This is a genomic window from Exiguobacterium sp. s129 (assembly GCF_018617585.1).
GTDB lineage: Bacteria > Bacillota > Bacilli > Exiguobacteriales > Exiguobacteriaceae > Exiguobacterium > Exiguobacterium aestuarii_A.
This window is the reverse complement of sequence record NZ_JACSKL010000004.1, coordinates 120,804-142,021: the sequence shown is the minus strand read 5'-3', so window position 1 is coordinate 142,021 and position 21,218 is coordinate 120,804. Positions and strand designations below refer to the sequence as shown.

Sequence of the window (21,218 nt, the reverse complement as noted above, 5' to 3'; positions counted from 1 at the left end):
TATTTTTCCATCATCCATTATAGCCCGAGATGAATCGATTGAACAAATGACCTATCCGAACAGATTTAGGATTTGCTCGATTCGGTCGAGGTCGACGACTTCCAAAATGCGAATGAGTTGTTCGAGGTCGACCCTGTCCAAAATGCGCTCGACTTGTTCGAGGTCCACTTCTTCAATCAACCGCTGGATTCGGTCTAAATCACCCGACGCCTCGTACGCCTCGAGTCTTGTGAAGAGTTCTGTCTTCTCGATTCGAATCGAATCCTCCAACATCCCCCGAGCACCAAATAAGACAAGACCGATGACCCCCAATTGAATCAACCAATTCGTCACGACTTTCCAGAATGGGACGGTCTGTCCGATCAATGGGATGAGCGGGATGAACGTCAATTGTAGGAGCAACATCCCGACCTGAACGTATACATTCGGAATCAACAAGCCTAAAATCGCAAGAATCAACGGAACGATCCATCCGACCCCGACATGTTCAGACGTGAGTTGCCAGGACTTCTGTTCCGCGTACACATAATGAACAATCCATCCGACAATGAGGAGCACCACGAATAGAATGAGCAACAGCGTTAAAAGCCCCTGCGGTTCGACGACCACTTGATATAAAATCGTGTTCGTCCACCTCCCATCCGCAAGTCGCTGATTCACCGTTTCAAATAATTGCGTGAACCACACATACTCAATAATGAAAAATAAAATGACACTGACCATGCTATATTTTCGCAAGTCATTCGACCTCCTTCTATCCATTGTCATTCCCTGACTTCGAGACAGCTAGTCGCGTTTTTGATTTGAAGAAAGCGGGAACTGTTCGAATGACATAGTGAAGGAGGAGTCATATATGGGTAAACGAATTCCAATCAGCGGATTATGTGAACTTGTGTTAGAAGTGACAGATATGGAGGAAGCCGTTTCGTTTTGGTCTGAGAAATTAGGTCTCCCCGTCGTCGAACAATGGGTCGGAGACGATGCCGAGCCAAGTGAATCGCAAGAACAAGCGAACGAGCCTTGGGCAACGTGGCTCTACATCGGAGGCAATACGCGACTAGGGCTTTGGCTAAAACGAGACTTCACCGAGGAAGAGGATGCGAACCGTAAACAGGACGTGACCGAGTGGGATACACTCTATGATGAAGGTGGGGTCCATGTCCACTGTGCGTTCTTTGTTCCGATGGAGTCGTTTGAAAAGGCACTCGAGATCTTGGATGAGACCGATGTCCCTGTAAAACTACGGACGTGGGACGAGGATGAGACAAAGAATGGGAAAGAACGCTCGGCATACTTCAAAGACCCGAGCCACAACATCATCGAACTGTATACGAAAAATATGGACGAGGCATACGGCGACTTCGCCGGGGAACCCGTCAAAATCACGACGAAACAACTCTAATCGCGTTAACGAAAAAAGTGCCATCGCTCATGGGCGATGGCACTTTCCTATTCAAGAGATCAGTTCCCGAGCAGTGCGTCCATCTTCGCGATGGCATCACGTGCGAGTTCGTGATCCGGTTGCATCTCCAAGACGCGTTGAAGCTCGGCATACGTCCGTTCCTGGTCACCCAAGAACGCATACGCGATTGCCAAGTTGTAACGGGCATCCGTATGGCTCGCATCGAGGTCGAGCGTCTCTTCTAACGCGACGACCGCTTCTTCAAGCTGTTCACTTTGTGCGAGTGCAAGTCCGTATTGGAACGTGATTTCCACGTCTTCCGGCGATTGTTTCTTCGCTTCACGCAGGCGCGGCATCGCACGAACGAAGTCACCCATCGCTTTGTACGTCAAGCCGAGCATGAAATGAAGATCGGCATCATCCATCCCCGAGAGGAGCGCTTGGCGAAGCGACGCTTCTGCCGTCTCCAATTGCTCGAGTTCATAGGCAAGGGCACCTTTCGCATAATGCGCGGCACCGAACGAGCCATCGAGTTCAATCGCTTTGTCATAAAAGATTACGGCACGATCGTAATCGTTGATCGCCTGAAGCAACGTCCCCATGTTGACGAAACCAGTCGGGTCCGTCGGGTTCGCTTCAATCGCCTCATTGAAATGTTTGGCTGCCTGTTCGAATTCACCTTGTTGCATCGCTTGGATGCCTTGTTCGTTTGCGTTCATATCAATCACCTCATCCGATATAGTCGAGTCGTTTTCCGTTTCGGTACGCTTCGTCAATCGTTGCCCCACCGAGACAGATGTCGCCGTCATAGAAGACGACCGCTTGTCCAGGAGTGATGGCACGTTGTGGCTCGTCGAACTTGACGAGTACTTCGCCGCCCTCAAGTGGAGCGACCGTGACCGGCACGTCTTGTTGACGATAGCGGAACTTCGCTGTCGCCCGGAACTCTCCTGTAGGAGCAGCCCCTGTCCAAGACAGTTTCGAAGCGAGGAGCGCATCTGAATAGAGCGCGTCGTGATGGAAGCCTTGTCCGACGAACAAGACGTTGTTCTCGACATCTTTCCCGACGACGAACCAAGGGTCCCCATCGCCACCGATTCCGAGACCGTGACGCTGTCCGAGCGTGTAATACATCAACCCGTCATGACGTCCTTTGACGACACCGTCGAGCGTCCGCATTTCACCTGGCTGTGACGGAAGGTATTCCGACAAGAACTCTTTGAAGTTCCGCTCTCCGATAAAGCAGATTCCGGTCGAATCTTTTTTCTTCGCTGTCGCGAGTCCTGCTTCTTCAGCAATGACACGTACATCCTTCTTGTCCATATGACCGATTGGGAACATCGTCCGCGCGAGCTGGTCTTGAGACAATTGGTTCAAGAAATACGTTTGGTCTTTGTTGTCGTCTTTCCCGCGCAACAAGCGGTGTTCGCCGTCGACGTATTTCACTTGTGCATAATGGCCGGTTGCGACAAAGTCCGCACCGAGTCGAAGCGCATGGTCAAGAAACGCCTTGAATTTGATTTCTTTGTTACACATGACGTCCGGGTTCGGTGTACGACCGAGACGATATTCTGCCAAGAAATACTCAAAGACACGGTCCCAATATTCTTTTTCAAAGTTGACCGCATAGTATGGGATCCCGATTTGGTTCGCGACGGCGATGACGTCTTCATAGTCCTCTGTCGCCGTACACACACCATTTTCGTCCGTGTCATCCCAGTTTTTCATAAAAATCCCGATGACGTTATACCCTTGTTCTTTCAATACGTGGGCCGTCACCGATGAATCGACGCCACCTGACATCCCGACGACGACCGTCGTCTCTTCAGGGGCTTTCGTGCGTAAATTCATCTATCTCACTCCGTTCATAAATGTCGAGACGACTTCTTGTAGTCGCTCCGCGAGCCGTTTCGCGTCCTCGACCGAGTTGCCGTGGCCAAAACTGATTCGAACAGACTGACGCGTCCGTTCCGAATCCCCGTACATCGCCGACAATACGTGGGACGGTTCGACCGACCCTGCCGTGCAGGCACTTCCGCTTGAAATCGCCATGCCCCGCATATCCATCATGATGAGGAAGGGTTCAAGGTCAATTCCAGGAAGGTATAGGTTCACGATGTGAGGTAAACGATCTGATCCGTTCACCTCATAAGATACGCCTAGTTCGTCAAGGCGCTGACGTAGTGCTAGATCGAGCGACTCATAGAGAGCCACTCGGTCCTCACGCTCTGCCATGACGAGTTCAGCTGCTTTTTGGAATCCGACGGCACCCGGAACATTTTCCGTGCCGGCTCGACGTTTACGTTCTTGTTGTCCACCAAAAGAACGTGACGCTAATTTTACACCTGTTTTCATGAAAAGAAAACCGATACCTTTTGGTCCATTCACTTTATGTGCGGACGCCGACAATAAATCGACATGAATCGCCTTTACATCAATCATTTCTGTACCGAGCGCTTGTACCGCATCGGTATGGAAAATGGCGTGATGGTCTTGTAACAACTCCCCGATTTCTTGAATCGGTTGGCGTGTCCCGACTTCGTTATTGCCGTACATGACCGATACGAGTATCGTGTCATCCCGTAAGGCTGAACGCACGGCGTCGACAGTGACGGCTCCCGACGCATCGACATCGAGATACGTGACGTCGAAGCCTTCACGCTCGAGTTGTTCCATCGCATGAAGAACAGCATGATGCTCGACTTTTGTCGTGATGATGTGTTTGCCTTTTTCCTGATGGACATATGCCGCACCGAACAAGGCATAGTTATCCGACTCCGTCCCACCCGACGTAAAGACGATCTCGTTCGGTGAAGCACCGATCCATTTCGCGAGGACGCGACGTGACGAGTCGAGCGCCGCTCGGGCGTTACGCCCGATTCCGTGGATGCTCGACGCGTTGCCGTATGTCTCTAAAAAGTAAGGGGTCATCGCCTCGAGGACTTCTGGTCGCATCGGTGTCGTCGCAGCGTGATCAAAATAGTTCATGTAAGGGTCACCTCGTTCTTAAATATAAAACATATAGCCGTCTGACTCTTCCTCGGCAAGGTCGGCGAGTGTCGTTTCGTCAAGGACGGTATCGATGGCTTCTTTGATTTTATCCCAAAGCTTCCGTTTCACCGCATCATCTGCTTCAGATTCCTCGACCACGGCTAACGGCCCTTCGAGTAAGCGAATGATTTCACCCGCCGTCACTTCTTCTGCCGGTTTGACGAGCTGATAGCCACCGTACGCGCCGCGTACACTCTTGACGAGTCCACCATTACGGAGTGGACCGATCAATTGCTCCAAATAATGCTCCGGCAACTCATGGCGTGCCGCAATCTTCTTTAAGCTGAGCGGCTTGTTGTCAGTTTCTCGCGCCAACGCAATCATGATCGTTAAGCCATAACGGCCCTTAGTAGATATTTTCATCTTCAAGTCTCCTTCTGTTATACTAATCGAACAAACGTTTGTCGAAAGGAATGGTTACGTATGTCTGATTTGTTTCATCAATCGAATGGCGGACCGCTCGCCAATCGCATGCGCCCCGAAACGTTAGATGAGGTCATCGGACAGCGCCATATCATCGGTGAGGGCAAGCTACTTCGTCGTGCCATCGAAGCCGACCGACTCGGCACGATTATCCTATACGGTCCGCCTGGCACCGGGAAGACGACACTCGCCCGTGTCATTTCGAATTATACGAAAGCGACATTTGTCCAATTGAACGCCGTCACAGCCAAACTTGATGAATTGCGGAACGTCATTCGTGAAGCGGAGTCCCGGTTTGATTATGAGGACGAGCGCACGATTCTCTTTTTAGATGAGATCCATCGATTTAATAAGCTTCAGCAGGATGCGCTCCTCCCTGCCCTTGAGTCCGGAAAGCTCGTCCTCATCGGAGCGACGACCGAAAACCCAAGCTTTGAAGTAAATGCCGCCCTCTTGTCACGGGCGACCGTATTTCGGCTTGAACCACCAGGTGCCGAGGAGTTACGTATCGTCCTCGAGCGTGCACTACACGACTCACGCGGGCTCGGAAATTACCCGGTGAAGATGGATGAAGCTGCTGCAGACCATTATATCAAAATGGCGGATGGTGACTACCGTGTCCTATTGAACGCACTCGAACTCGCCGTCTTAACAACGCCAGAAGTGGATGGACAAATTCACATCACGCTCGAGGTCGCGGAAGAGTCGATTCAACAGAAGTCGATCAAATACGATAAGACGGGTGACCGACATTACGACGTCATCTCGGCGTTTATCAAATCGATTCGTGGGTCGGACCCTGATGCGGCGCTATACTGGTTAGCCGTCATGATCGAGGCTGGCGAATCGCCGCGCTTCATCATGCGTCGCCTTTACGTCCATGCCGCCGAAGATATCGGAATGAGCGATCCGAACGCACTACTCATCGTGGATGCGGCGGCTCGAGCGAGCGAATACATCGGTTTCCCGGAAGCCCGCATCCCGATTGCCGAAGCTGTCATCTATTTGGCGACCGCACCAAAATCAAATGCGGTCATCACCGCCATCGACAAGGCACTCCATCACGTCCGGACAGTCGAGGGTGGACCTGTACCCGTACATCTCCGTGATGCTCATAGTCCAGGGGCTCGCGAACTCGGAAACGGGGTCGGATACAAATACCCACACGATGAAAAAGATGGGTTCGTTCCTCAAAACTATTGGCCAGAAAACTTAGCCCGAAAACGACCAACCTACTATAAACCGACGCCACGTGGATTCGAGCAACAAGTTCAAAAACGGCTCGATTATTGGGAAAAACGACGCGACTCGAAATGAGCCAGCGTCGTTTTATTTTTGGATGCGGTTGATTTCGACGCCCGCTTTTTCGAGCAAATCGTTAATGACGTAACCGGCAGCCACAAGTCCTGCAACCGATGGGACGAACGCGTTCGAACTCGGTGGCATCTTCGCTTTGCGGATTGGAGCGTCTTTCTTCCCGACGACTTCGTTCACGTCTTCGCGTGTCACGATCGGAGACTCGTCAGAGAAGACGACCGGAACACCTTTGTAGATTTTTTCTTTACGTAGACGGGTACGGACCATCTTCGCGATCGGGTCGTATGACGTGTCTTTAATGTCGACGACTTTGATACGTGTCGGGTCCATCTTGTTCGCCATCCCCATGCTCGAGATGACCGGGATGCCGCGACGCTTACATTCCACGATTAAATGAATCTTATAAATAATCGTATCTGAGGCGTCGATGACGTAATCGATATTTTGAGCGAAGAACTCCTCATATGTCTCTTCTGTATAAAACATTTTCAATTGGACGAGGTCTAAGTCCGGGTTGATGTCGAGTAGACGTTTTCCCATCGCTTCGACTTTCGGTTGACCGACCGTCGACAATAATGCGTGGATTTGACGGTTAACGTTCGTGATGTCGATGTCATCTTTGTCGACGAGGACGATGCGTCCGACGCCACTGCGCGCAAGTGCCTCTGCCGCAAATGAGCCGACGCCGCCGATTCCTAAAATCGCGACTGTTTTATTCTTTAAAACATCAAGGCCTTCAGAACCGATAGCCAATTCATTTCGTGAAAACTGGTGTAACATATTTCTTCCTCCAACTAATTCTATTTTCTCATACTATTTTACTCGGAATTATATTCAAAAAAAAGACGTCTCGCGACGTATTTACAAAAAAAATCGATGGGGCCCGGAGTGCCGTGACGATGCCTTGCTTTTGAACCTGCGTATGCAGGTGGGTGACCTAGCGTTTCCTTCACAAGTCCTCCTGCACGTGATGAGGCAGTTGATCTGGTTAGCAGTTCGGTCTCCCGTATTCAAAGTGTTGGCTCAAAATAACGAAGGCGGCTCTCGTACACCTCAGGTATCCCATCTGTTGATTTAACTATAGCGCTTCTGTAAAAAGAAGTCAATGAGAAACACCGACTTATCGTGACAGTTTGGTCACAACCATTTGTTACGAAACGCACGATCTGGGTCATAGGTGAACTGCTGACGATCGATGTTGAAACGTCGGTCGCGTGAGTCGTTTCCGACACCGGCCTGGTACGCCCAATTGCCGTAATTGCTCGCGACATCGTAATCGATCAGTTTCGATTCAAAGTAGGCAGCCCCGTAGCGCCAATCTTGCTTTAACTCTTTGGCAAAATAATTGGCCACGATTTGCCGTCCCCGATTGGACATCCAGCCCGTCGCATTCAATTCGCGCATAAACGCATCAACGAAATCGACGCCCGTCTCTCCCCGTCGCCACTTTTCAATGACATCCGCCTCAACGCGCCAGTCTTTTCGTTTCGACCGGATGCCTTGTGCCCGAAACAATTTCTTCCCTTGTTCGAGCGCAACCCATTGGAAAAATTCACGCCACAAGAGTTCAAAGTAGAGCCAATAGGTCGATTCGTTCACCCCATGCGTTCGTTCATGCGCTTCAAGTTCAAAGAATACCCGTCGTGGCGATAACGATCCGTTCGCTAAATATGCAGACAACTTCGTCGAGTCATCGACCCCAAACCCATTCCTCGTCTCTTTATATGTTCGAATCGGTACAGATAAATAGTCATTCAATCGACGCTTCGCAGCCAGTTCGCCACCTTTAAACGGAAATGCCGTCCTTGGGTCGTGCTCGACTTCTTGAACCGGAAACGGGAATGTCACCTCACGTGTGGCAGCAGTCGCCTTTCGGGAGATCAATTCACGAGGACGGACATCATATTCGACCGCTTTTCGAAACTCCTTAAAGAGAAACGGCATTTTCTCAAACGGGATGTCATCCTCTTCAAATAACGTGAATCCAGCGAACGCCTCGTACTCCCCTTTCCACTTTTTCATCACCTCACCTTCACGCCGGCGCTCATTGTACCCAATGGCCCGTTGAAACAAGAGACGGTCATTCGGATCGAGTGTTTCGAGCGGATGACCGACATGAACAAAAAATGGGATTCCGAGCGCATCCAATGAACCGGCCACATCTTCTAACGAGTCTTTCAGGAAGTGGAGTCGTTCGCTCCCGAGTGGAATGACACCATAACGATTTTCAACGAGTTGTTTTGGACTAATAAAATAATGACCTTCAATTGGATCATCATGACGCAATGCTTCCTCGAGGGGCAAATGATCATCGACACGTAAATCGTTTTGGTACCAAATGATTGTTTTCATGAATAGACCTCCTCCACTTCTTTAGTATGATAGGTTTATATGCAGTCCATAAGGATGGAATGTGCTAGGGATATGTTTTTAAAATCAAATTGTGTGGAATATATTGTTCTAGAAGAGAAAGGGGTGCAGCATAATGGCTAAGAAAGGCAAAATGGGAACACTGATCAAAATCGCGACGGCGGTCGCTCCGTTCGTCTACGATTATTATAAAAAGAACAAAGCAAAGAAATCACCGAAGAAATGAATCCAGCGTCTCAGCCAACAAGCTGAGGCGTTTTTTTCATGTTTTCAAATCGAATGTGCTAAGATAAATCAATCATTTCATGGAAACGAGGCGATGTTCGTGCAAGTCCGATCCATCCACTTTTTACGTATTCTCTTCAAATGGGGTCTTTTCATGACCGGGCTGTTCTTACTCGCACTCGGGTCATCCATCATGATCACGGCAGATCTCGGTGTCTCTACGTGGGACGTCCTCCATATCGGGATTGCCCATCACCTTCCGATTTCAATCGGGACGGTGATTTTATGCGTGGGACTTCTACTCGTCCTATTCAAATACATACTCGACCGAATCCGTCCTCAATTCGGCACGCTCGTCAACGCGGTGTTTGTCGGGGTATTTATGAACCTGATCTTAAACGAGCAATGGCTCCCGACATTCGATGGCTTATTTGTAAACGTCGTTTGGCTCACGTTCGGGATATTCGTCATGGGGATGGGGGCTGGGCTGTACGTCGCCGTCGGATATGGAGCTGGTCCACGCGACGGACTGACACTCGCCTTAGCAGATCGTTTTCAAACGTCTGTCCGTTCCATGCGGACCTGGATGGAGCTGATCGCCTGTCTCATCGGTTTGGCGCTCGGGAGGCCGCTTTTCTTCGGTACCGTCCTATCCATCTTCCTCATCGGACCGTTCTTCCAGTTCTGGTTGGAACGCTTCCGTCTGTTCATCGCCTACGTCGATCGCCTGAAAGTCAAATTTGCATGAAAAAGAGAGGGATCACCCCTCTCTTTTTATGTGTTCGGAATCAAGACGATCTTTCCGAACTTACCCGATTGTTTAAAATACGTTTGTGCCTCACGCGCTTCTTCGAGTGGGAACGTCCGATCGATGACCGGCTTTAACTTCCCTTCTGCAATCGAACGCAACATTTCAGCGAACTCATAGCGTGTCCCGAGTACAGACCCGTACATGGCGATATGCTTCAAGTAGAGTGTCCTGAAGTCGAGATGGGTCGTCTGTCCCCCGGCAGATCCAGAAATGCAGAACTTTCCACCTTTCTTCAATACTTGAAGAGATACATCAAATAACGCATCTCCGACAACATCAAGCACCGCATCGACCGGACCACCGTTCGCAGCGATGATGTCCTCGGCGAGCGTCTCAGAACGATAAGAAAACACTTCCGTCGCCCCGAATGATTTCAACTCTTTCTCATTTTTTAAGTCACCGACGATGGCGAACACCTTTGCACCAAAAACGTTCGCGGCAATTTGAACGTTGAGCGAACCGACCCCACCGCTCGCGCCTGTGACGACAATCGTTTCACCGGAACGGATGTGTAACTGCTCGTTCATATGCCATGCCGTGAGTCCGCTCACAGAAAAGACCGCACTTTCGACAAAATCATCAAGTGGCATATCAAAACAAAGGTCAGCCGGCCAGGCTACGTATTCTGCGTAACCTCCGTCATATTCCGACCCGATGAAGGACATATCGTCCGACAAATGTTCTTTTCGTTCAGGACCGCTCGAGGTGAATGGGAACAAGACGACGTGTCGTCCCATCATCCCTTGGTCGACCCCATCCCCAATCTCGACGACTTCTCCTGTGATATCTGATCCCGGAATACGCGGGAACTGAACGCCTTCCGGACGCCAACCTGACTTCTCTCCAGTTCCGTACGCCCCTTCTCGCATCCATATTTCTGTATTGTTAATGGCACAGGCGCGTACCTTGATCAGCACTTCTCCAGCTTTCGGTGACGGTTTTGGGATATCAACCACTTGAAGTTGATCGACATCTCCATATCCTACAACTTGTACAGCTTTCATGGTGTATCTTCCTCCTTCTCTTTCGCTCATCCATATGTATCTACCCACGAACCACCCATATCACGCCAGAAAGGCCACCTTTTAAAAGGTGACCTTCCGTTTACAGTTGTTGACGTTGTAGCAGGTTCGTGAAGACGCCGCCTTTTTGGCTAAGCTCTTCATGCGTTCCATCTTCTACGATTCCTTCTGCCGTCACGACAAGAATCCGATCGGCATTTTTTACTGTCGCTAAACGGTGGGCGATGATGAGCGTCGTCCGATTCGCAGCCAGTTCATTAAGTGAATCTTGAATGATGGCCTCCGTTTCCGTATCGAGCGCCGAGGTCGCCTCGTCCAAAATTAAAATCGGCGGATTTTTCAAAAACATGCGCGCAATGGCGATGCGTTGTTTCTGACCACCCGAGAGCTTCAGTCCCCGTTCCCCGATTTGTGTGTCGAGACCGTGCTCGAGTTCCTCGACGAGCGTCCCGAGATGCGCTTTCTCGACCGCGTGCATGATGTCCCCATCGGTCGCATCGAGCTTCCCGTAAGCGATATTCTCACGTAGCGTACCCGCAAACAAGAAGACGTCCTGTTGCACGATTCCGATTTGACGACGTAAGCTCTCTTTCGTCATATCGCGGATATCCATGCCGTCAATTGAGATGGCCCCATTCGTCACATCATAAAAGCGAGGGATGAGTGAACAGATGGTCGTTTTCCCCGCTCCACTCGTTCCAACTAATGCAACGGTCGTCCCTGCCTTGATTGACAAGTCAATATCCGTCAACACTTGGCGGTAGTCTGAGTAGCCAAACGAGACGTCGTCAAAGACGATATCGCCCTTCAACGTCTCGACTTCGATGGCATTCTCACGGTTCTCGATATCTGGTTCCTCATCGAGCAATTGCGTGAACCGTTTGAACCCTGCCATCCCTTTCGGATACATCTCTAAAAGCGCCGTGATTTTTTCAATCGGCTTGATGAGTAAGTTCATGTACAAGATGAACCCGACGAGCTGTCCGTATGATAACTGACCCTCGTACGTTAAGTACGCCCCGTAGACGAGGACGAGCAACGTCATCAAACGCGTCGTGATGTAAATTCCCGCGAGCGATGTACTCATGACACGATATGCCTCAATCTTCGAGCCGCGATAGAAGTTGTTGTCTTTTTGGAAACGTCCGATCTCGAATGCCTCGTTCGTAAACGACTGGACTACACGTGCCCCGGACACACTGTCCTCGACACGTGCGTTCACTTCCCCGATGTTCGTGTACATCTTTTGCCACGCCTTGTTCATATTCTTATTCGCATACGTGATCATGATGATCAGGAACGGTACCGCGACAACGGTGACGAGTGCGAGTTCCGGGTCGATCGAGAACATGATCCCGAACGCACCGAGTAACGTCATGATGGCGATAAAGAAGTCCTCCGGTCCGTGGTGCGCCACTTCCCCGATGTCGAACAAGTCGTTCGTGACCCGACTCATCAAATGTCCGGTCTTATGATTATCAAAGAATCGGAACGACTGTTTATGGATATGCGTGAACAACTCTTCCCGCATGTCTGTCTCGATGTTGATCCCGAGCTTATGCCCCCAGTAGTTGACGACATACTGCATCATCATGGCCAATATGTATAGAATCAATAGACCAATGCTGACGATGATAATCCAGTTCCATTCCCCACCCGGCAACAAGTCATCGATGAACCATTGAACGGCGAGCGGAAACCCGAGTTCAAGTAGTCCGACGAGAATCGCGAATGAAAAATCGAGCAGGAATAACTTTTTATGTGGTCGATAATAACTAAAAAAACGTGAAATCATTCTCTTTCCCCCTTCTCAACACTCTAAGTGTACGCTTTTTTCCGAAAGGTGGAAAACAGGATGCATCCCTTTTTCATTCTTTTTTCAATCGGCGTATAATAAAGGTAAGGAGTGATACACATGCATGTACACATTACAGACCGCGCGCTCGAACGAATCGAGTCATTGAAAGGCGAACGTGAGGGACAGATGCACCTTTTCTATGAGACAGAAGGTTGTGGCTGTGGAAATAGCGGGATTTTCGAAATTCGATACGTCACGGGGAAGACCCCAGAAGACGTCGAAATCGAATCGAACCTTGGTCCAATCTTAATCAAAAACTGGACGAAAGTATTTTTAGACGAACAGATGAAAATCGACTTCCTTGAAGACCGTCGTACGCTCGTCTTGAAAAGTGACGGACAAGTGTTCAATTCGAACCTTCTCGTCACGGACGGTACAGGTTGTCAGTTGAACGTTCCAAGTCGATGAAACAGACGCTGAAACAACATCCGAGACTCCTTATTCTTTTTTTCGTGAGTTTTGGGCTTGGACTGTTCGGAATCTATCTGGCGCTCATCGATTCGGTATACACGATGTCCGCAGTTATCGCCTCGCTGTTTGCCTTTGGTTTCGCTTTGCAGCGAACAGCGAAATATATGCAACGCGATGAGGAAAAGAATTAAGGGAGATATCGTCTTTCAGGGACGAATCTTCCTTTTTTATATTCAAAAGAAAAGGGTTCGCATTTGCGAACCTCCTCCCTTCATAAAACCGTACTACCGATGATATTTATCGTTTTACTTCACATCAATGACGTAGAAACGAACCAATCCCTCACCATCTAATTCAGCATACGCTAATTTTCCATCTTTAAAGACTGGCTTGGATACCGTTCCACCGTCATTCGGTAAATACGAAACGGTCTCTTCTCTTAAATCCGCGATAAGCAATCGATTCATCCCTTCGCGGAACAATATATAATCGTCACGCAAATAGCGAAACGCATCGAACGTAATGTTTTTCTGCGAGCCGTTATACACGTATTTCACGTTGGACGGAGTTGCGGATATAAATTCGACTCTTCCTTCTTTGCCAAGGGAGACGAACTTGCTTCCTCGTTCGAAATCAATCAATGCCCCACCTTCTTCATCAAATGAACCATCGGTCGTGACTAATCTACTCGTCAGGTCACCTTCGTTGAAGACACTTTTATGTAGGATTAATCCTTCCTCACCCGAGCGATAATCAAAGATATATTCCCCGTCACGCTTTCCCTCTTCTTGGAGCGTGAATGCCTCAATCGTTTGAATCGAATCCGACATCGGAGAGAACTGCATGACCGTCGTCTTTGTATCCGATGCCGATGCCTCATAATCGACCCATGTGACGGTATCATCTGAAGCTGTTACATAAGGAACGGGCGTCTCAAATCGACTAGTCCCTTCCGCTATTTGTTCAGGTTTTTGTTCGTCCAACGACATCGTAAAAATCGACCATTCATATGCATACCCTTCAGCCTGTGCATATTCAACCCAAAACACTTCATCTTGAATCCCGACAAGATTCCCAATCGTTTTGGAGGACGTATGAATAAGATCGTTTGTATTACGCCCCGTATCGTACACATTTATTTGACTGCTGCTTTCTTCAATCAACTCCGTATAGACGATTCGGTTTCCTGTGATGTGCTCTGGTGCGATCATCGGTACTTGATCTGCAAAGAATAGAGATAAGTCATACGATTCAACTTCCCCAATCGATTCGCTCTCTCCCGCACTTTGTAAACGGATGGCTGGTTCCGACGTTTCCTCCGGTTCGGATGTTGCTGGTGCATCCGGTGTCGATTCTGTCGTCGACTCCGTCTTTCGAACAACCTCTTCCACTTCTGGTGCAGCTTTTGTGTCATCCGTACACCCAGATAACATCGTTGCAACCCCTAGACATACCCCTAATGCCAACGTATTGATTCGCTTCAACATTTCCCCTACTTTCAAAATACATTTTATTCCATAATCGTATCATAACCTTATACAAAGTTGTCAGAAAAATATAAAAAAGGATTCGCCGAGAACGACGAATCCTGTATGAAGCGTATTATTTTTTCTCTTTTACTGCCGTACGAATCGACAACTCTTCAAGTTGCGCGTCCGCGACCGGGCTCGGTGCTTGCGTGAGCAAGTCGCTTGCCGAAGCCGTTTTCGGGAAGGCAATCGTGTCGCGAAGGTTCGAACGACCAGCAAGAATCATGACGAGACGGTCGAGACCGAGTGCGATTCCCGCGTGTGGTGGTGTACCGTATTCGAACGCTTCGAGTAAGAAGCCGAACTGTTCAACTGCCTCTTCTTGCGTGAAGCCGAGCAATTTGAACATGCGCTCCTGGATGTCACGCTCGTAAATACGCTGTGAGCCACCACCGAGCTCGTAACCGTTCAAGACGAGGTCATAGGCGATGGCGCGTACGCTTGCCGGGTCTGTCTCGAGAAGGTGAAGGTCTTCACGGTTCGGCATCGTGAACGGGTGGTGGTTCGCATAGAAGCGACCGTCTTCTTCTTCAAACGTCACGAGTGGGAAGTCTGTCACCCATAGGAAGTTGAATTTCGACTCGTCGATGAGACCGAGGTCGTGTCCGAGTTTGACGCGGAGTGCGCCAAGGCTGTCTGCGACGACAGTTGGTTTCGATGCGACGAAGAGGAGAAGGTCTCCTGCTTCTGCATTCGTTGCTTCGATCAACTTCTGTGCGTACGTTTCGTCGAAGAACTTCGCGATCGGACCGTTCAAGCCTTCCGCTGTCACTTTGAGCCATGCGAGACCTTTCGCACCGTAGACCGCTGTGAACTCTTGAAGCTTGTCGATGTCTTTACGTGAGAAGTTGTCCGCCTCACCTTTGACATTGATTGCTTTGACTTGCCCGTTTGATTCGAGTGCGGCGTCGAACACTTTGAAGCCGGCACCTTTCACCGCGTCTGCCACATCGATGAGTTCAAGACCGAAACGCGTGTCCGGCTTATCTGAACCGAAACGGCGCATCGCTTCCGCGTATGTCATACGCTCGAACTTAGCCGGTGTATCCGTGCGACCGAGTGATGACTCCATGACTTCACCCATCATTGATTCCATCATCGCCATCAAGTCTTCGATATCCATGAAGCTCGTCTCGATGTCGACTTGCGTGAACTCAGGTTGACGGTCTGCACGAAGGTCTTCGTCACGGAAGCAGCGTGCGATTTGGAAGTAACGGTCAAATCCTGCGACCATGAGCAACTGTTTGAAGAGCTGTGGTGATTGCGGGAGTGCATAGAACTCTCCACCGTGGACACGGCTCGGTACGAGATAGTCACGTGCGCCTTCAGGTGTCGACTTCGTCAAAATCGGCGTTTCGACTTCGAGGAACTCTTGCTCCGTCAAGAAGTTACGAATCGTGTTCGACGTCTTCGAGCGAAGACGGAACGTCTCTTGAAGCGCTGGACGACGAAGGTCGAGGTAACGGTATTTGAGGCGAAGGTCTTCTGAGACGTTTTCCGCTTCGTCACCGATCGGGATTGGTGTCATCTTCGCCGCGTTCAAGATGTTGATCTCAGACGCGATGACTTCGATGTTTCCTGTCGGCATGTTCGGGTTCTTGTTCTCACGCTCGAGAACCGTTCCTTTTACGTCGAGGACATACTCGCTACGGATTGTTTCCGCGAGTTGGTGGACTGCTTCATTTTCTGGGCGTACGACGACTTGGACAATCCCTGTGCGGTCACGAAGGTCGATGAAGATGAGTCCCCCGAGGTCACGACGCTTTTGTACCCATCCTTTTAATTGTACTTCTTGGCCGATGAGTGACTCTGTCACGCGGCCGTTCATATGTGTGCGTCCGATCATTGTCCTGCTCCTTCCGATAGTTCACGAATTTTGTCTGCGACGGCCGAGAGTGGCACGTCAACTTGTTCACCAGTCGTCATATCTTTCAAGGCAGCTGCCCCACGTTCGACTTCGTCATCCCCTAAGATGACTGTGAACTTAGCTTTCAGGCGGTCAGCCTGTTTAAATTGTCCTTTGAACTTGCGTCCTTGATAATCACGGTCTGCCTTGAACCCTTCCATGCGAAGGAGTTGTAAGAGGCGTGTCGCCGTCAATTCGACTTCTTTCTCACCTTGGGCGACGATGAAGACATCAAGACCTGTCTCGAGTTCAGGTAAGACTCCTTCATTCTCCAATGCGAGGATGAGGCGCTCCAATCCGATCCCAAACCCGATTCCCGGCATGTCCGGTCCGCCGATATCTTGTACGAGACCGTTATAGCGTCCGCCGCCACAAAGTGTCGTGATGGCTCCGAACCCTTCTGCCTCGGACATAATTTCAAACGCCGTGTGCGTATAGTAATCGAGTCCACGAACGAGTGTCGGGTCGACTTCATACGCGACGCCGAGTGCGTCGAGTTGTGCGAGCACTTGGTCGAAGTAGGCTTTTGATTCTTCGTTCAAATATTCAAGGATTGACGGTGCCGTCTTCATCGACGGGTGATCGCGGTCGACCTTACAATCCAAGATGCGAAGCGGGTTCTTGTAAAGACGTGACTGGCAGTCTTGGCAAAGTTCGTCTGCCACCGGCTCGAAGTGACGGATGAGCGCATCGCGGTGGGCGTTGCGGCTTTCCGCGTCCCCAAGCGAGTTGACGACGACTTTGATTTTCTGAAGCCCAAACGACTTGTAGATCGAGTAGGCGAGGCTGATGACTTCAGCGTCAACAGCCGGATCGCTACTGCCGATCGCTTCGACACCGTATTGGTGAAGCTGACGGAAGCGGCCTTTTTGCGGACGCTCGTAGCGGAACATCGGTCCCATGTAGTAGAGCTTCGTCGGTTGGTCCGGATTTCCGAACAGTTTGTTCGTCACGAACGCACGGACGACAGATGCCGTTCCTTCTGGGCGAAGCGTGTACTCGTCCTTCCCTTTCTTCACGAGCGTGAACATCTCTTTTTGTACGATGTCCGTCGTTTCCCCGACACTGCGTGTGAACAGGTTCGTTGTTTCAAAGATTGGTGTGCGGATTTCTTTATAGTTGTAACGGGCACTCATGTCGCGAAGTTTTTCCTCGACATATTGCCACGTCTCGACCGTGCCCGGAAGCAGGTCTTGTGTACCGCGTGGTGCTTTCATCATCACATTTCCCTCCTTAAAAAATACAAAAAGGCCCTCGTCCGCAAAGGGACGAGAGCCTGTGTAAGTTTCCCGTGGTACCACCCTCGTTGCAGAGCCATTACTTGAAACTCTGCCACTCGAAATCGGTTAACGCCCGATGAGACGGCTCCCCCTACTCGTTTTCAAGGGAGCACCTCCAAAGTGTCGTTCGGGTCATCATCCAGTCGATGCTTTCAGCCAAGGCATCGCTCTCTTTGCTGGTGGGTTGACCGTACTCTTCTTTATCATAGGTGTTTGACTATATGCTTCATGATGCCGAATCAAGCTGGCATCTGTCAAGCGTTTTTTTCGAGCATGAGTGTGACCGGTCCGTCATTGACGAGTGCGACGTCCATCATCGCACCGAAGCGTCCCGTCTCGACGACGAGCCCGTTTGACCGGAGTCGCTCATTGAATTTTTCATAGAGCGTCTCGGCCATGTCCGGTTTTGCGGCCTTTGTAAAAGCAGGTCGCCTTCCTTTCATCGTATCTCCATACAATGTGAATTGCGAGACCGACAAGATTTGACCGGACACATCTTGAATCGATAAGTTCATCTTTTCTTGATCGTCCTCGAAGACGCGAAGACCGGTCACCTTATCGGCGAGCCAGTTCACTTCTTCTTCAGTATCTTCATGTGTCACACCGACGAGAAGCAAGTATCCGGCGTTGATTGCACCGACGACTTCTTCCTCGACTGTGACCGATGCTTCTTTCACTCGTTGCAATAATACACGCACGTTCCTCTTCCTTTCGTCACGTCATCATGACTCGGCTGACCGAATACACGTCTGAGATTTGTTTGATGCGCTCGACGACTTTCTGCAAGTGATTCACGTTCGGAATCGAGATCGTCATCGAGATGCGGGCTTGTTTGTTTTGGTCGCCCCGACCGCTGACGGCCACGATATTCGTATTCGTCGCCGATACTGCTTGAAGGACGTCGTTCAAGAGACCTGAACGATCATATCCCGTGATCTCGATATCGACGTTATAGTTCTTCTCTTTCGCCTGTCCGACTTCCCATTCGACGTCAAGGAGACGCTCCGGGTGTTGTTCATTGACGATGTTCAAGCAGTCTTTCCGGTGAATCGAGACCCCGCGTCCACGGGTGATGTATCCGACGATTTCATCTCCCGGGACCGGGTTACAGCAACGGCTCATACGGACGAGCATATTGTCGATCCCTTTGACCGTTACGCCCGCTTCCGTCGTTTTCTTCTTCGGTGCCTGACTGACTTTTAGTTCGCTGATCGCTTCAGAAAGTTCGAGTTTCGGCTCTTTCCGCTGTTTCTCCGTCAATTTATGTGCGACTTGAGCGGCCGTGATGCCTTGGTAACCGACAGCGGCATACATCTCTTCCTCGTTCCCGAAGTTGAACTTCTCGACGACGATACTGAGTGCCGGCTCATCGATAATCTCTTTCGGTTCAAAACCAAGCTTCTTGATTTCTGCCTCGACGAGATCTTTCCCTTTCTCGACGTTCTCTTCACGCTGTTGACGTTTGAACCATTGACGAATCTTGTTCTTCGCCTGACTCGAAACAGCGAGTTTCAACCAGTCCTTACTCGGTCCATAACTGTGCTTCGACGTGATGATTTCAATGATGTCACCCGTCTCGAGTTTGTAGTCGAGCGGGACCATCCGACCGTTCACTTTCGCACCTGTCATCCGATGGCCGATCTCCGTATGGATCCGGTAGGCGTAGTCGATCGGGACAGAGCCTTTCGGCAATTCGAATACGTCCCCTTTTGGTGTGAAGACATAGAGCATATCACTAAAGAAGTCGACTTTAAGCGACTCCATGAATTCCTCGGCATCGGTCGTATCTTTTTGAAGCTCAAGAATCTCACGAAGGTGCGCAATCTTCTCGTCAAACCCGTTCGTCGAGACGTTTTTGCCTTCTTTATACGCCCAGTGTGCCGCAATCCCGAACTCGGCGATAAAATGCATGTCTTTCGTCCGAATCTGGACTTCAAGCGGTTCACCTTTCGGACCGATCACGGTCGTATGGAGCGACTGGTACATGTTCGGCTTCGGCATGGCGATATAATCTTTGAAGCGCCCTGGCATCGGCTTGTATTGCGTATGGATGATCCCAAGTACCGCATAACAATCGCGAATCGAGTCGACGATAATGCGGACCGCCATCAAATCATAAATTTCATTGAATTCTTTTTTATGCTTCACCATCTTATTGTAGATGGAATAAATATGTTTCGGTCGACCATTCACGTCGGCATCGATATGCACTTCTTCAAGAACTCCGTTCACTTCCGTGATGACAGAAGTGACGAGCGCTTCTCGTTCCGTCCGCTTCTGTTTCATCATCGAGACGATCTTGTAGTATTGCTGCGGGTTGATATAACGTAACGAAATATCCTCGAGCTCCCACTTGATCGTCGAGATCCCCATCCGGTGTGCGAGCGGGGCAAAGATTTCTAGCGTCTCTTCGGCCTTTTGGACTTGCTTTTCTTTCGGCATATGCTGAAGTGTCCGCATGTTGTGAAGACGGTCCGCGAGTTTGATCAAGATGACGCGCACGTCTTCCGCCATCGCGATAATCATCTTCCGGTGGTTCTCGGCGAGTTCTTCTTTTTTCGACTTGTATTTAATCTTACCAAGTTTCGTGACGCCATCGACGAGCATGGCCACGTCTGGACCGAAGTCGTCCGTCAATTGCTGTAACGAAATATCCGTATCTTCGACAACATCATGTAAAAGCGCTCCGATAATCGTCGTGGCATCTAAGCCGATATCAACGAGAATACCGGCCACTTGGACCGGATGGAGGATATAGGGCTCGCCCGAACGTCGGAACTGACCGGTATGATGAAGTTTTGCGTATTCGTAAGCGCGTTTCACTTCGGCTATATCGTCGTCACCCATATACTCCCCGAGCGCGTCGAGAAGATCCTCAATACTTACGATTTGTTTTTTGGTCATAACATTCGACACCCTTTTTCTTACCGCTCCAATCGCCTCGGATTCGTCGCAGCATGGTAGTAGTTTATATACAAGATTCTCTAATTTTTATAACCATTATCGAAAAAATCTGACGACCTGTCAAAGGTTGTAGGTTATTTTCCTCAAAAACTATTCAAAAACGGGAAGCATATGCTTCCCGTTTAAACATTAGTCTTCGTATCGGATGAGTGAGAAGATGTCATATCCTTCAAGACGCTCACGTCCACCGAGTCCGTCGAGTTCGATCAGGAACCCGATTCCTGCCACAACTCCACCGAGTTGTTCAATCATTTTGATCGTCGCTTCAATCGTACCACCTGTTGCGAGCAAGTCGTCGAGGATGACTACTTGTTGTCCAGGTTGGATTGAATCTTTGTGCATCGTTAAGATGTCTGTTCCGTACTCGAGACCGTATGATACACGTACTGTCTCACGTGGTAACTTTCCTTCTTTACGTACAGGTACGAACCCGAGTTCAAGTGCATATGCTGCCGGGCAACCGACGACAAATCCGCGCGCTTCCGGTCCAGCAATCAACTCTGCTCCACGTTCACGTGCATAAGCGACGAGTTCATCTACCGATTTCTTGTAGACTTCGCCATTTTGCATGAGTGACGTGATGTCTTTGAAGCTGATTCCTTCCTTCGGGTAATCCGCTACTTCTTTAATATGCTGTTTGAAATCCATT

General features: G+C 49.8%; 20 protein-coding genes, 1 other RNA gene and 1 other annotated feature. Of the genes, 5 read left to right on the top strand and 16 right to left on the bottom strand.

Annotated features, from left to right (window positions below; all coding sequences use genetic code 11):
* Positions 1 to 51: 51 nt before the first annotated feature.
* Positions 52 to 738, bottom strand: a complete 687-nt coding sequence (locus tag KNO92_RS06730) for a hypothetical protein (RefSeq protein ID WP_214760586.1) — start codon at positions 736 to 738, stop codon at positions 52 to 54.
* Between the two features lie 115 nt (positions 739 to 853).
* Here KNO92_RS06730 and KNO92_RS06725 point away from each other — a divergent pair, with 115 nt between their 5' ends.
* On the top strand, positions 854 to 1,402 hold the full coding sequence (locus tag KNO92_RS06725) for a VOC family protein (RefSeq protein WP_214695424.1): 549 nt from the start codon (positions 854 to 856) through the stop codon (positions 1,400 to 1,402).
* Between the two features lie 59 nt (positions 1,403 to 1,461).
* Here KNO92_RS06725 and KNO92_RS06720 read toward each other — a convergent pair whose 3' ends face one another.
* Genes KNO92_RS06720 through cymR form a run of 4 tightly spaced genes read right to left on the bottom strand, consistent with a single transcriptional unit; the run spans position 1,462 to position 4,816 of the window.
* Positions 1,462 to 2,121, bottom strand: coding sequence for a tetratricopeptide repeat protein (locus KNO92_RS06720; RefSeq protein WP_214760583.1), 660 nt, complete (start codon positions 2,119 to 2,121; stop codon positions 1,462 to 1,464).
* 10 nt (positions 2,122 to 2,131) lie between these two features.
* Positions 2,132 to 3,253 (bottom strand): tRNA 2-thiouridine(34) synthase MnmA, encoded by a 1,122-nt coding sequence (gene mnmA / locus KNO92_RS06715; protein WP_214760581.1) that lies wholly within the window; start codon positions 3,251 to 3,253, stop codon positions 2,132 to 2,134.
* Positions 3,254 to 4,390 (bottom strand): cysteine desulfurase family protein, encoded by a 1,137-nt coding sequence (locus KNO92_RS06710; RefSeq protein ID WP_214760579.1) that lies wholly within the window; start codon positions 4,388 to 4,390, stop codon positions 3,254 to 3,256.
* An 18-nt stretch (positions 4,391 to 4,408) separates the two neighbouring features.
* Positions 4,409 to 4,816 carry a cysteine metabolism transcriptional regulator CymR gene (gene cymR / locus KNO92_RS06705; RefSeq protein WP_214695418.1) on the bottom strand — a complete coding sequence of 136 codons (408 nt, stop codon included), beginning with the start codon at positions 4,814 to 4,816 and terminating at the stop codon, positions 4,409 to 4,411.
* 60 nt (positions 4,817 to 4,876) lie between these two features.
* Between cymR and KNO92_RS06700 the strand changes: the two genes are divergently transcribed.
* On the top strand, positions 4,877 to 6,193 hold the full coding sequence (locus KNO92_RS06700) for a replication-associated recombination protein A (protein ID WP_214760577.1): 1,317 nt from the start codon (positions 4,877 to 4,879) through the stop codon (positions 6,191 to 6,193).
* A gap of 12 nt (positions 6,194 to 6,205) precedes the next feature.
* On the opposite strand, the gene KNO92_RS06695 is transcribed toward KNO92_RS06700, so the two are convergent.
* The 3 genes from KNO92_RS06695 to KNO92_RS06685 form a co-directional block, all read right to left on the bottom strand.
* Entirely contained in the window at positions 6,206 to 6,973 is a 768-nt protein-coding gene (locus tag KNO92_RS06695) for a tRNA threonylcarbamoyladenosine dehydratase (RefSeq protein WP_214695414.1), read from the bottom strand.
* A 96-nt stretch (positions 6,974 to 7,069) separates the two neighbouring features.
* Positions 7,070 to 7,256, bottom strand: a non-coding RNA gene (ssrS, locus tag KNO92_RS06690) — 6S RNA.
* 74 nt (positions 7,257 to 7,330) lie between these two features.
* Positions 7,331 to 8,545, bottom strand: coding sequence for a DASH family cryptochrome (locus KNO92_RS06685; RefSeq protein ID WP_214760575.1), 1,215 nt, complete (start codon positions 8,543 to 8,545; stop codon positions 7,331 to 7,333).
* A gap of 337 nt (positions 8,546 to 8,882) precedes the next feature.
* Here KNO92_RS06685 and KNO92_RS06680 point away from each other — a divergent pair, with 337 nt between their 5' ends.
* Positions 8,883 to 9,536 (top strand): YczE/YyaS/YitT family protein, encoded by a 654-nt coding sequence (locus tag KNO92_RS06680; RefSeq protein ID WP_214760573.1) that lies wholly within the window; start codon positions 8,883 to 8,885, stop codon positions 9,534 to 9,536.
* Between the two features lie 26 nt (positions 9,537 to 9,562).
* On the opposite strand, the gene KNO92_RS06675 is transcribed toward KNO92_RS06680, so the two are convergent.
* Both KNO92_RS06675 and KNO92_RS06670 read right to left on the bottom strand, forming a co-directional pair.
* Positions 9,563 to 10,603 carry an alcohol dehydrogenase family protein gene (locus KNO92_RS06675; RefSeq protein ID WP_214760572.1) on the bottom strand — a complete coding sequence of 347 codons (1,041 nt, stop codon included), beginning with the start codon at positions 10,601 to 10,603 and terminating at the stop codon, positions 9,563 to 9,565.
* A 100-nt stretch (positions 10,604 to 10,703) separates the two neighbouring features.
* Complete coding sequence (locus tag KNO92_RS06670; protein WP_214695400.1) at positions 10,704 to 12,416, bottom strand: ABC transporter ATP-binding protein; 1,713 nt, start codon at positions 12,414 to 12,416, stop codon at positions 10,704 to 10,706.
* Positions 12,417 to 12,536: 120 nt separating this feature from the next.
* On the opposite strand from KNO92_RS06670, the gene KNO92_RS06665 reads away from it, so the two are divergent.
* Positions 12,537 to 12,887: an iron-sulfur cluster biosynthesis family protein gene (locus KNO92_RS06665; protein WP_214695399.1), complete on the top strand. Its 351-nt coding sequence runs from the start codon at positions 12,537 to 12,539 to the stop codon at positions 12,885 to 12,887.
* Positions 12,884 to 13,081 (top strand): hypothetical protein, encoded by a 198-nt coding sequence (locus tag KNO92_RS06660; protein WP_214760570.1) that lies wholly within the window; start codon positions 12,884 to 12,886, stop codon positions 13,079 to 13,081. The genes KNO92_RS06665 and KNO92_RS06660 overlap by 4 nt, the downstream gene beginning before the upstream one ends.
* 114 nt (positions 13,082 to 13,195) lie before the next feature.
* Here the strand turns inward: KNO92_RS06660 and KNO92_RS06655 are convergent, their stop codons facing one another.
* The 6 genes from KNO92_RS06655 to KNO92_RS06630 form a co-directional block, all read right to left on the bottom strand.
* On the bottom strand, positions 13,196 to 14,374 hold the full coding sequence (locus tag KNO92_RS06655; RefSeq protein WP_214760568.1) for a hypothetical protein: 1,179 nt from the start codon (positions 14,372 to 14,374) through the stop codon (positions 13,196 to 13,198).
* A gap of 118 nt (positions 14,375 to 14,492) precedes the next feature.
* A complete protein-coding gene (gene aspS, locus KNO92_RS06650) occupies positions 14,493 to 16,265 on the bottom strand; it encodes an aspartate--tRNA ligase (protein ID WP_214695395.1) in 1,773 nt (590 codons plus the stop codon).
* The gene (gene hisS / locus KNO92_RS06645; RefSeq protein ID WP_251126098.1) at positions 16,262 to 17,542 is read right to left on the bottom strand and encodes a histidine--tRNA ligase; all 1,281 of its coding nucleotides are present in this window, start codon (positions 17,540 to 17,542) and stop codon (positions 16,262 to 16,264) included. Before hisS ends, aspS begins: the two co-directional genes overlap by 4 nt.
* A gap of 44 nt (positions 17,543 to 17,586) precedes the next feature.
* Positions 17,587 to 17,821, bottom strand: a binding site (T-box leader).
* A gap of 38 nt (positions 17,822 to 17,859) precedes the next feature.
* Complete coding sequence (gene dtd, locus KNO92_RS06640) at positions 17,860 to 18,303, bottom strand: D-aminoacyl-tRNA deacylase (protein WP_031421442.1); 444 nt, start codon at positions 18,301 to 18,303, stop codon at positions 17,860 to 17,862.
* A gap of 16 nt (positions 18,304 to 18,319) precedes the next feature.
* Positions 18,320 to 20,509 carry a RelA/SpoT family protein gene (locus tag KNO92_RS06635; protein WP_211781458.1) on the bottom strand — a complete coding sequence of 730 codons (2,190 nt, stop codon included), beginning with the start codon at positions 20,507 to 20,509 and terminating at the stop codon, positions 18,320 to 18,322.
* A 189-nt stretch (positions 20,510 to 20,698) separates the two neighbouring features.
* A complete protein-coding gene (locus KNO92_RS06630; RefSeq protein ID WP_214760566.1) occupies positions 20,699 to 21,217 on the bottom strand; it encodes an adenine phosphoribosyltransferase in 519 nt (172 codons plus the stop codon).
* Position 21,218 lies beyond the last annotated feature (1 nt).

Bases quoted from the DNA above. Each gene is read 5' to 3' on its own strand.
- KNO92_RS06725 (WP_214695424.1), top strand. From the start codon at position 854: ATGGGTAAACGAATTCCAATCAGCGGATTATGTGAACTTGTGTTAGAA.
- KNO92_RS06720 (WP_214760583.1), bottom strand. From the start codon at position 2,121: ATGAACGCAAACGAACAAGGCATCCAAGCGATGCAACAAGGTGAATTC.
- mnmA (WP_214760581.1), bottom strand. From the start codon at position 3,253: ATGAATTTACGCACGAAAGCCCCTGAAGAGACGACGGTCGTCGTCGGG.
- KNO92_RS06710 (WP_214760579.1), bottom strand. From the start codon at position 4,390: ATGAACTATTTTGATCACGCTGCGACGACACCGATGCGACCAGAAGTC.
- cymR (WP_214695418.1), bottom strand. From the start codon at position 4,816: ATGAAAATATCTACTAAGGGCCGTTATGGCTTAACGATCATGATTGCG.
- KNO92_RS06700 (WP_214760577.1), top strand. From the start codon at position 4,877: ATGTCTGATTTGTTTCATCAATCGAATGGCGGACCGCTCGCCAATCGC.
- KNO92_RS06695 (WP_214695414.1), bottom strand. From the start codon at position 6,973: ATGTTACACCAGTTTTCACGAAATGAATTGGCTATCGGTTCTGAAGGC.
- KNO92_RS06685 (WP_214760575.1), bottom strand. From the start codon at position 8,545: ATGAAAACAATCATTTGGTACCAAAACGATTTACGTGTCGATGATCAT.
- KNO92_RS06680 (WP_214760573.1), top strand. From the start codon at position 8,883: ATGTTCGTGCAAGTCCGATCCATCCACTTTTTACGTATTCTCTTCAAA.
- KNO92_RS06675 (WP_214760572.1), bottom strand. From the start codon at position 10,603: ATGAAAGCTGTACAAGTTGTAGGATATGGAGATGTCGATCAACTTCAA.
- KNO92_RS06670 (WP_214695400.1), bottom strand. From the start codon at position 12,416: ATGATTTCACGTTTTTTTAGTTATTATCGACCACATAAAAAGTTATTC.
- KNO92_RS06665 (WP_214695399.1), top strand. From the start codon at position 12,537: ATGCATGTACACATTACAGACCGCGCGCTCGAACGAATCGAGTCATTG.
- KNO92_RS06660 (WP_214760570.1), top strand. From the start codon at position 12,884: ATGAAACAGACGCTGAAACAACATCCGAGACTCCTTATTCTTTTTTTC.
- aspS (WP_214695395.1), bottom strand. From the start codon at position 16,265: ATGATCGGACGCACACATATGAACGGCCGCGTGACAGAGTCACTCATC.
- hisS (WP_251126098.1), bottom strand. From the start codon at position 17,542: ATGAAAGCACCACGCGGTACACAAGACCTGCTTCCGGGCACGGTCGAG.
- KNO92_RS06635 (WP_211781458.1), bottom strand. From the start codon at position 20,509: ATGACCAAAAAACAAATCGTAAGTATTGAGGATCTTCTCGACGCGCTC.
- KNO92_RS06630 (WP_214760566.1), bottom strand. From the start codon at position 21,217: ATGGATTTCAAACAGCATATTAAAGAAGTAGCGGATTACCCGAAGGAA.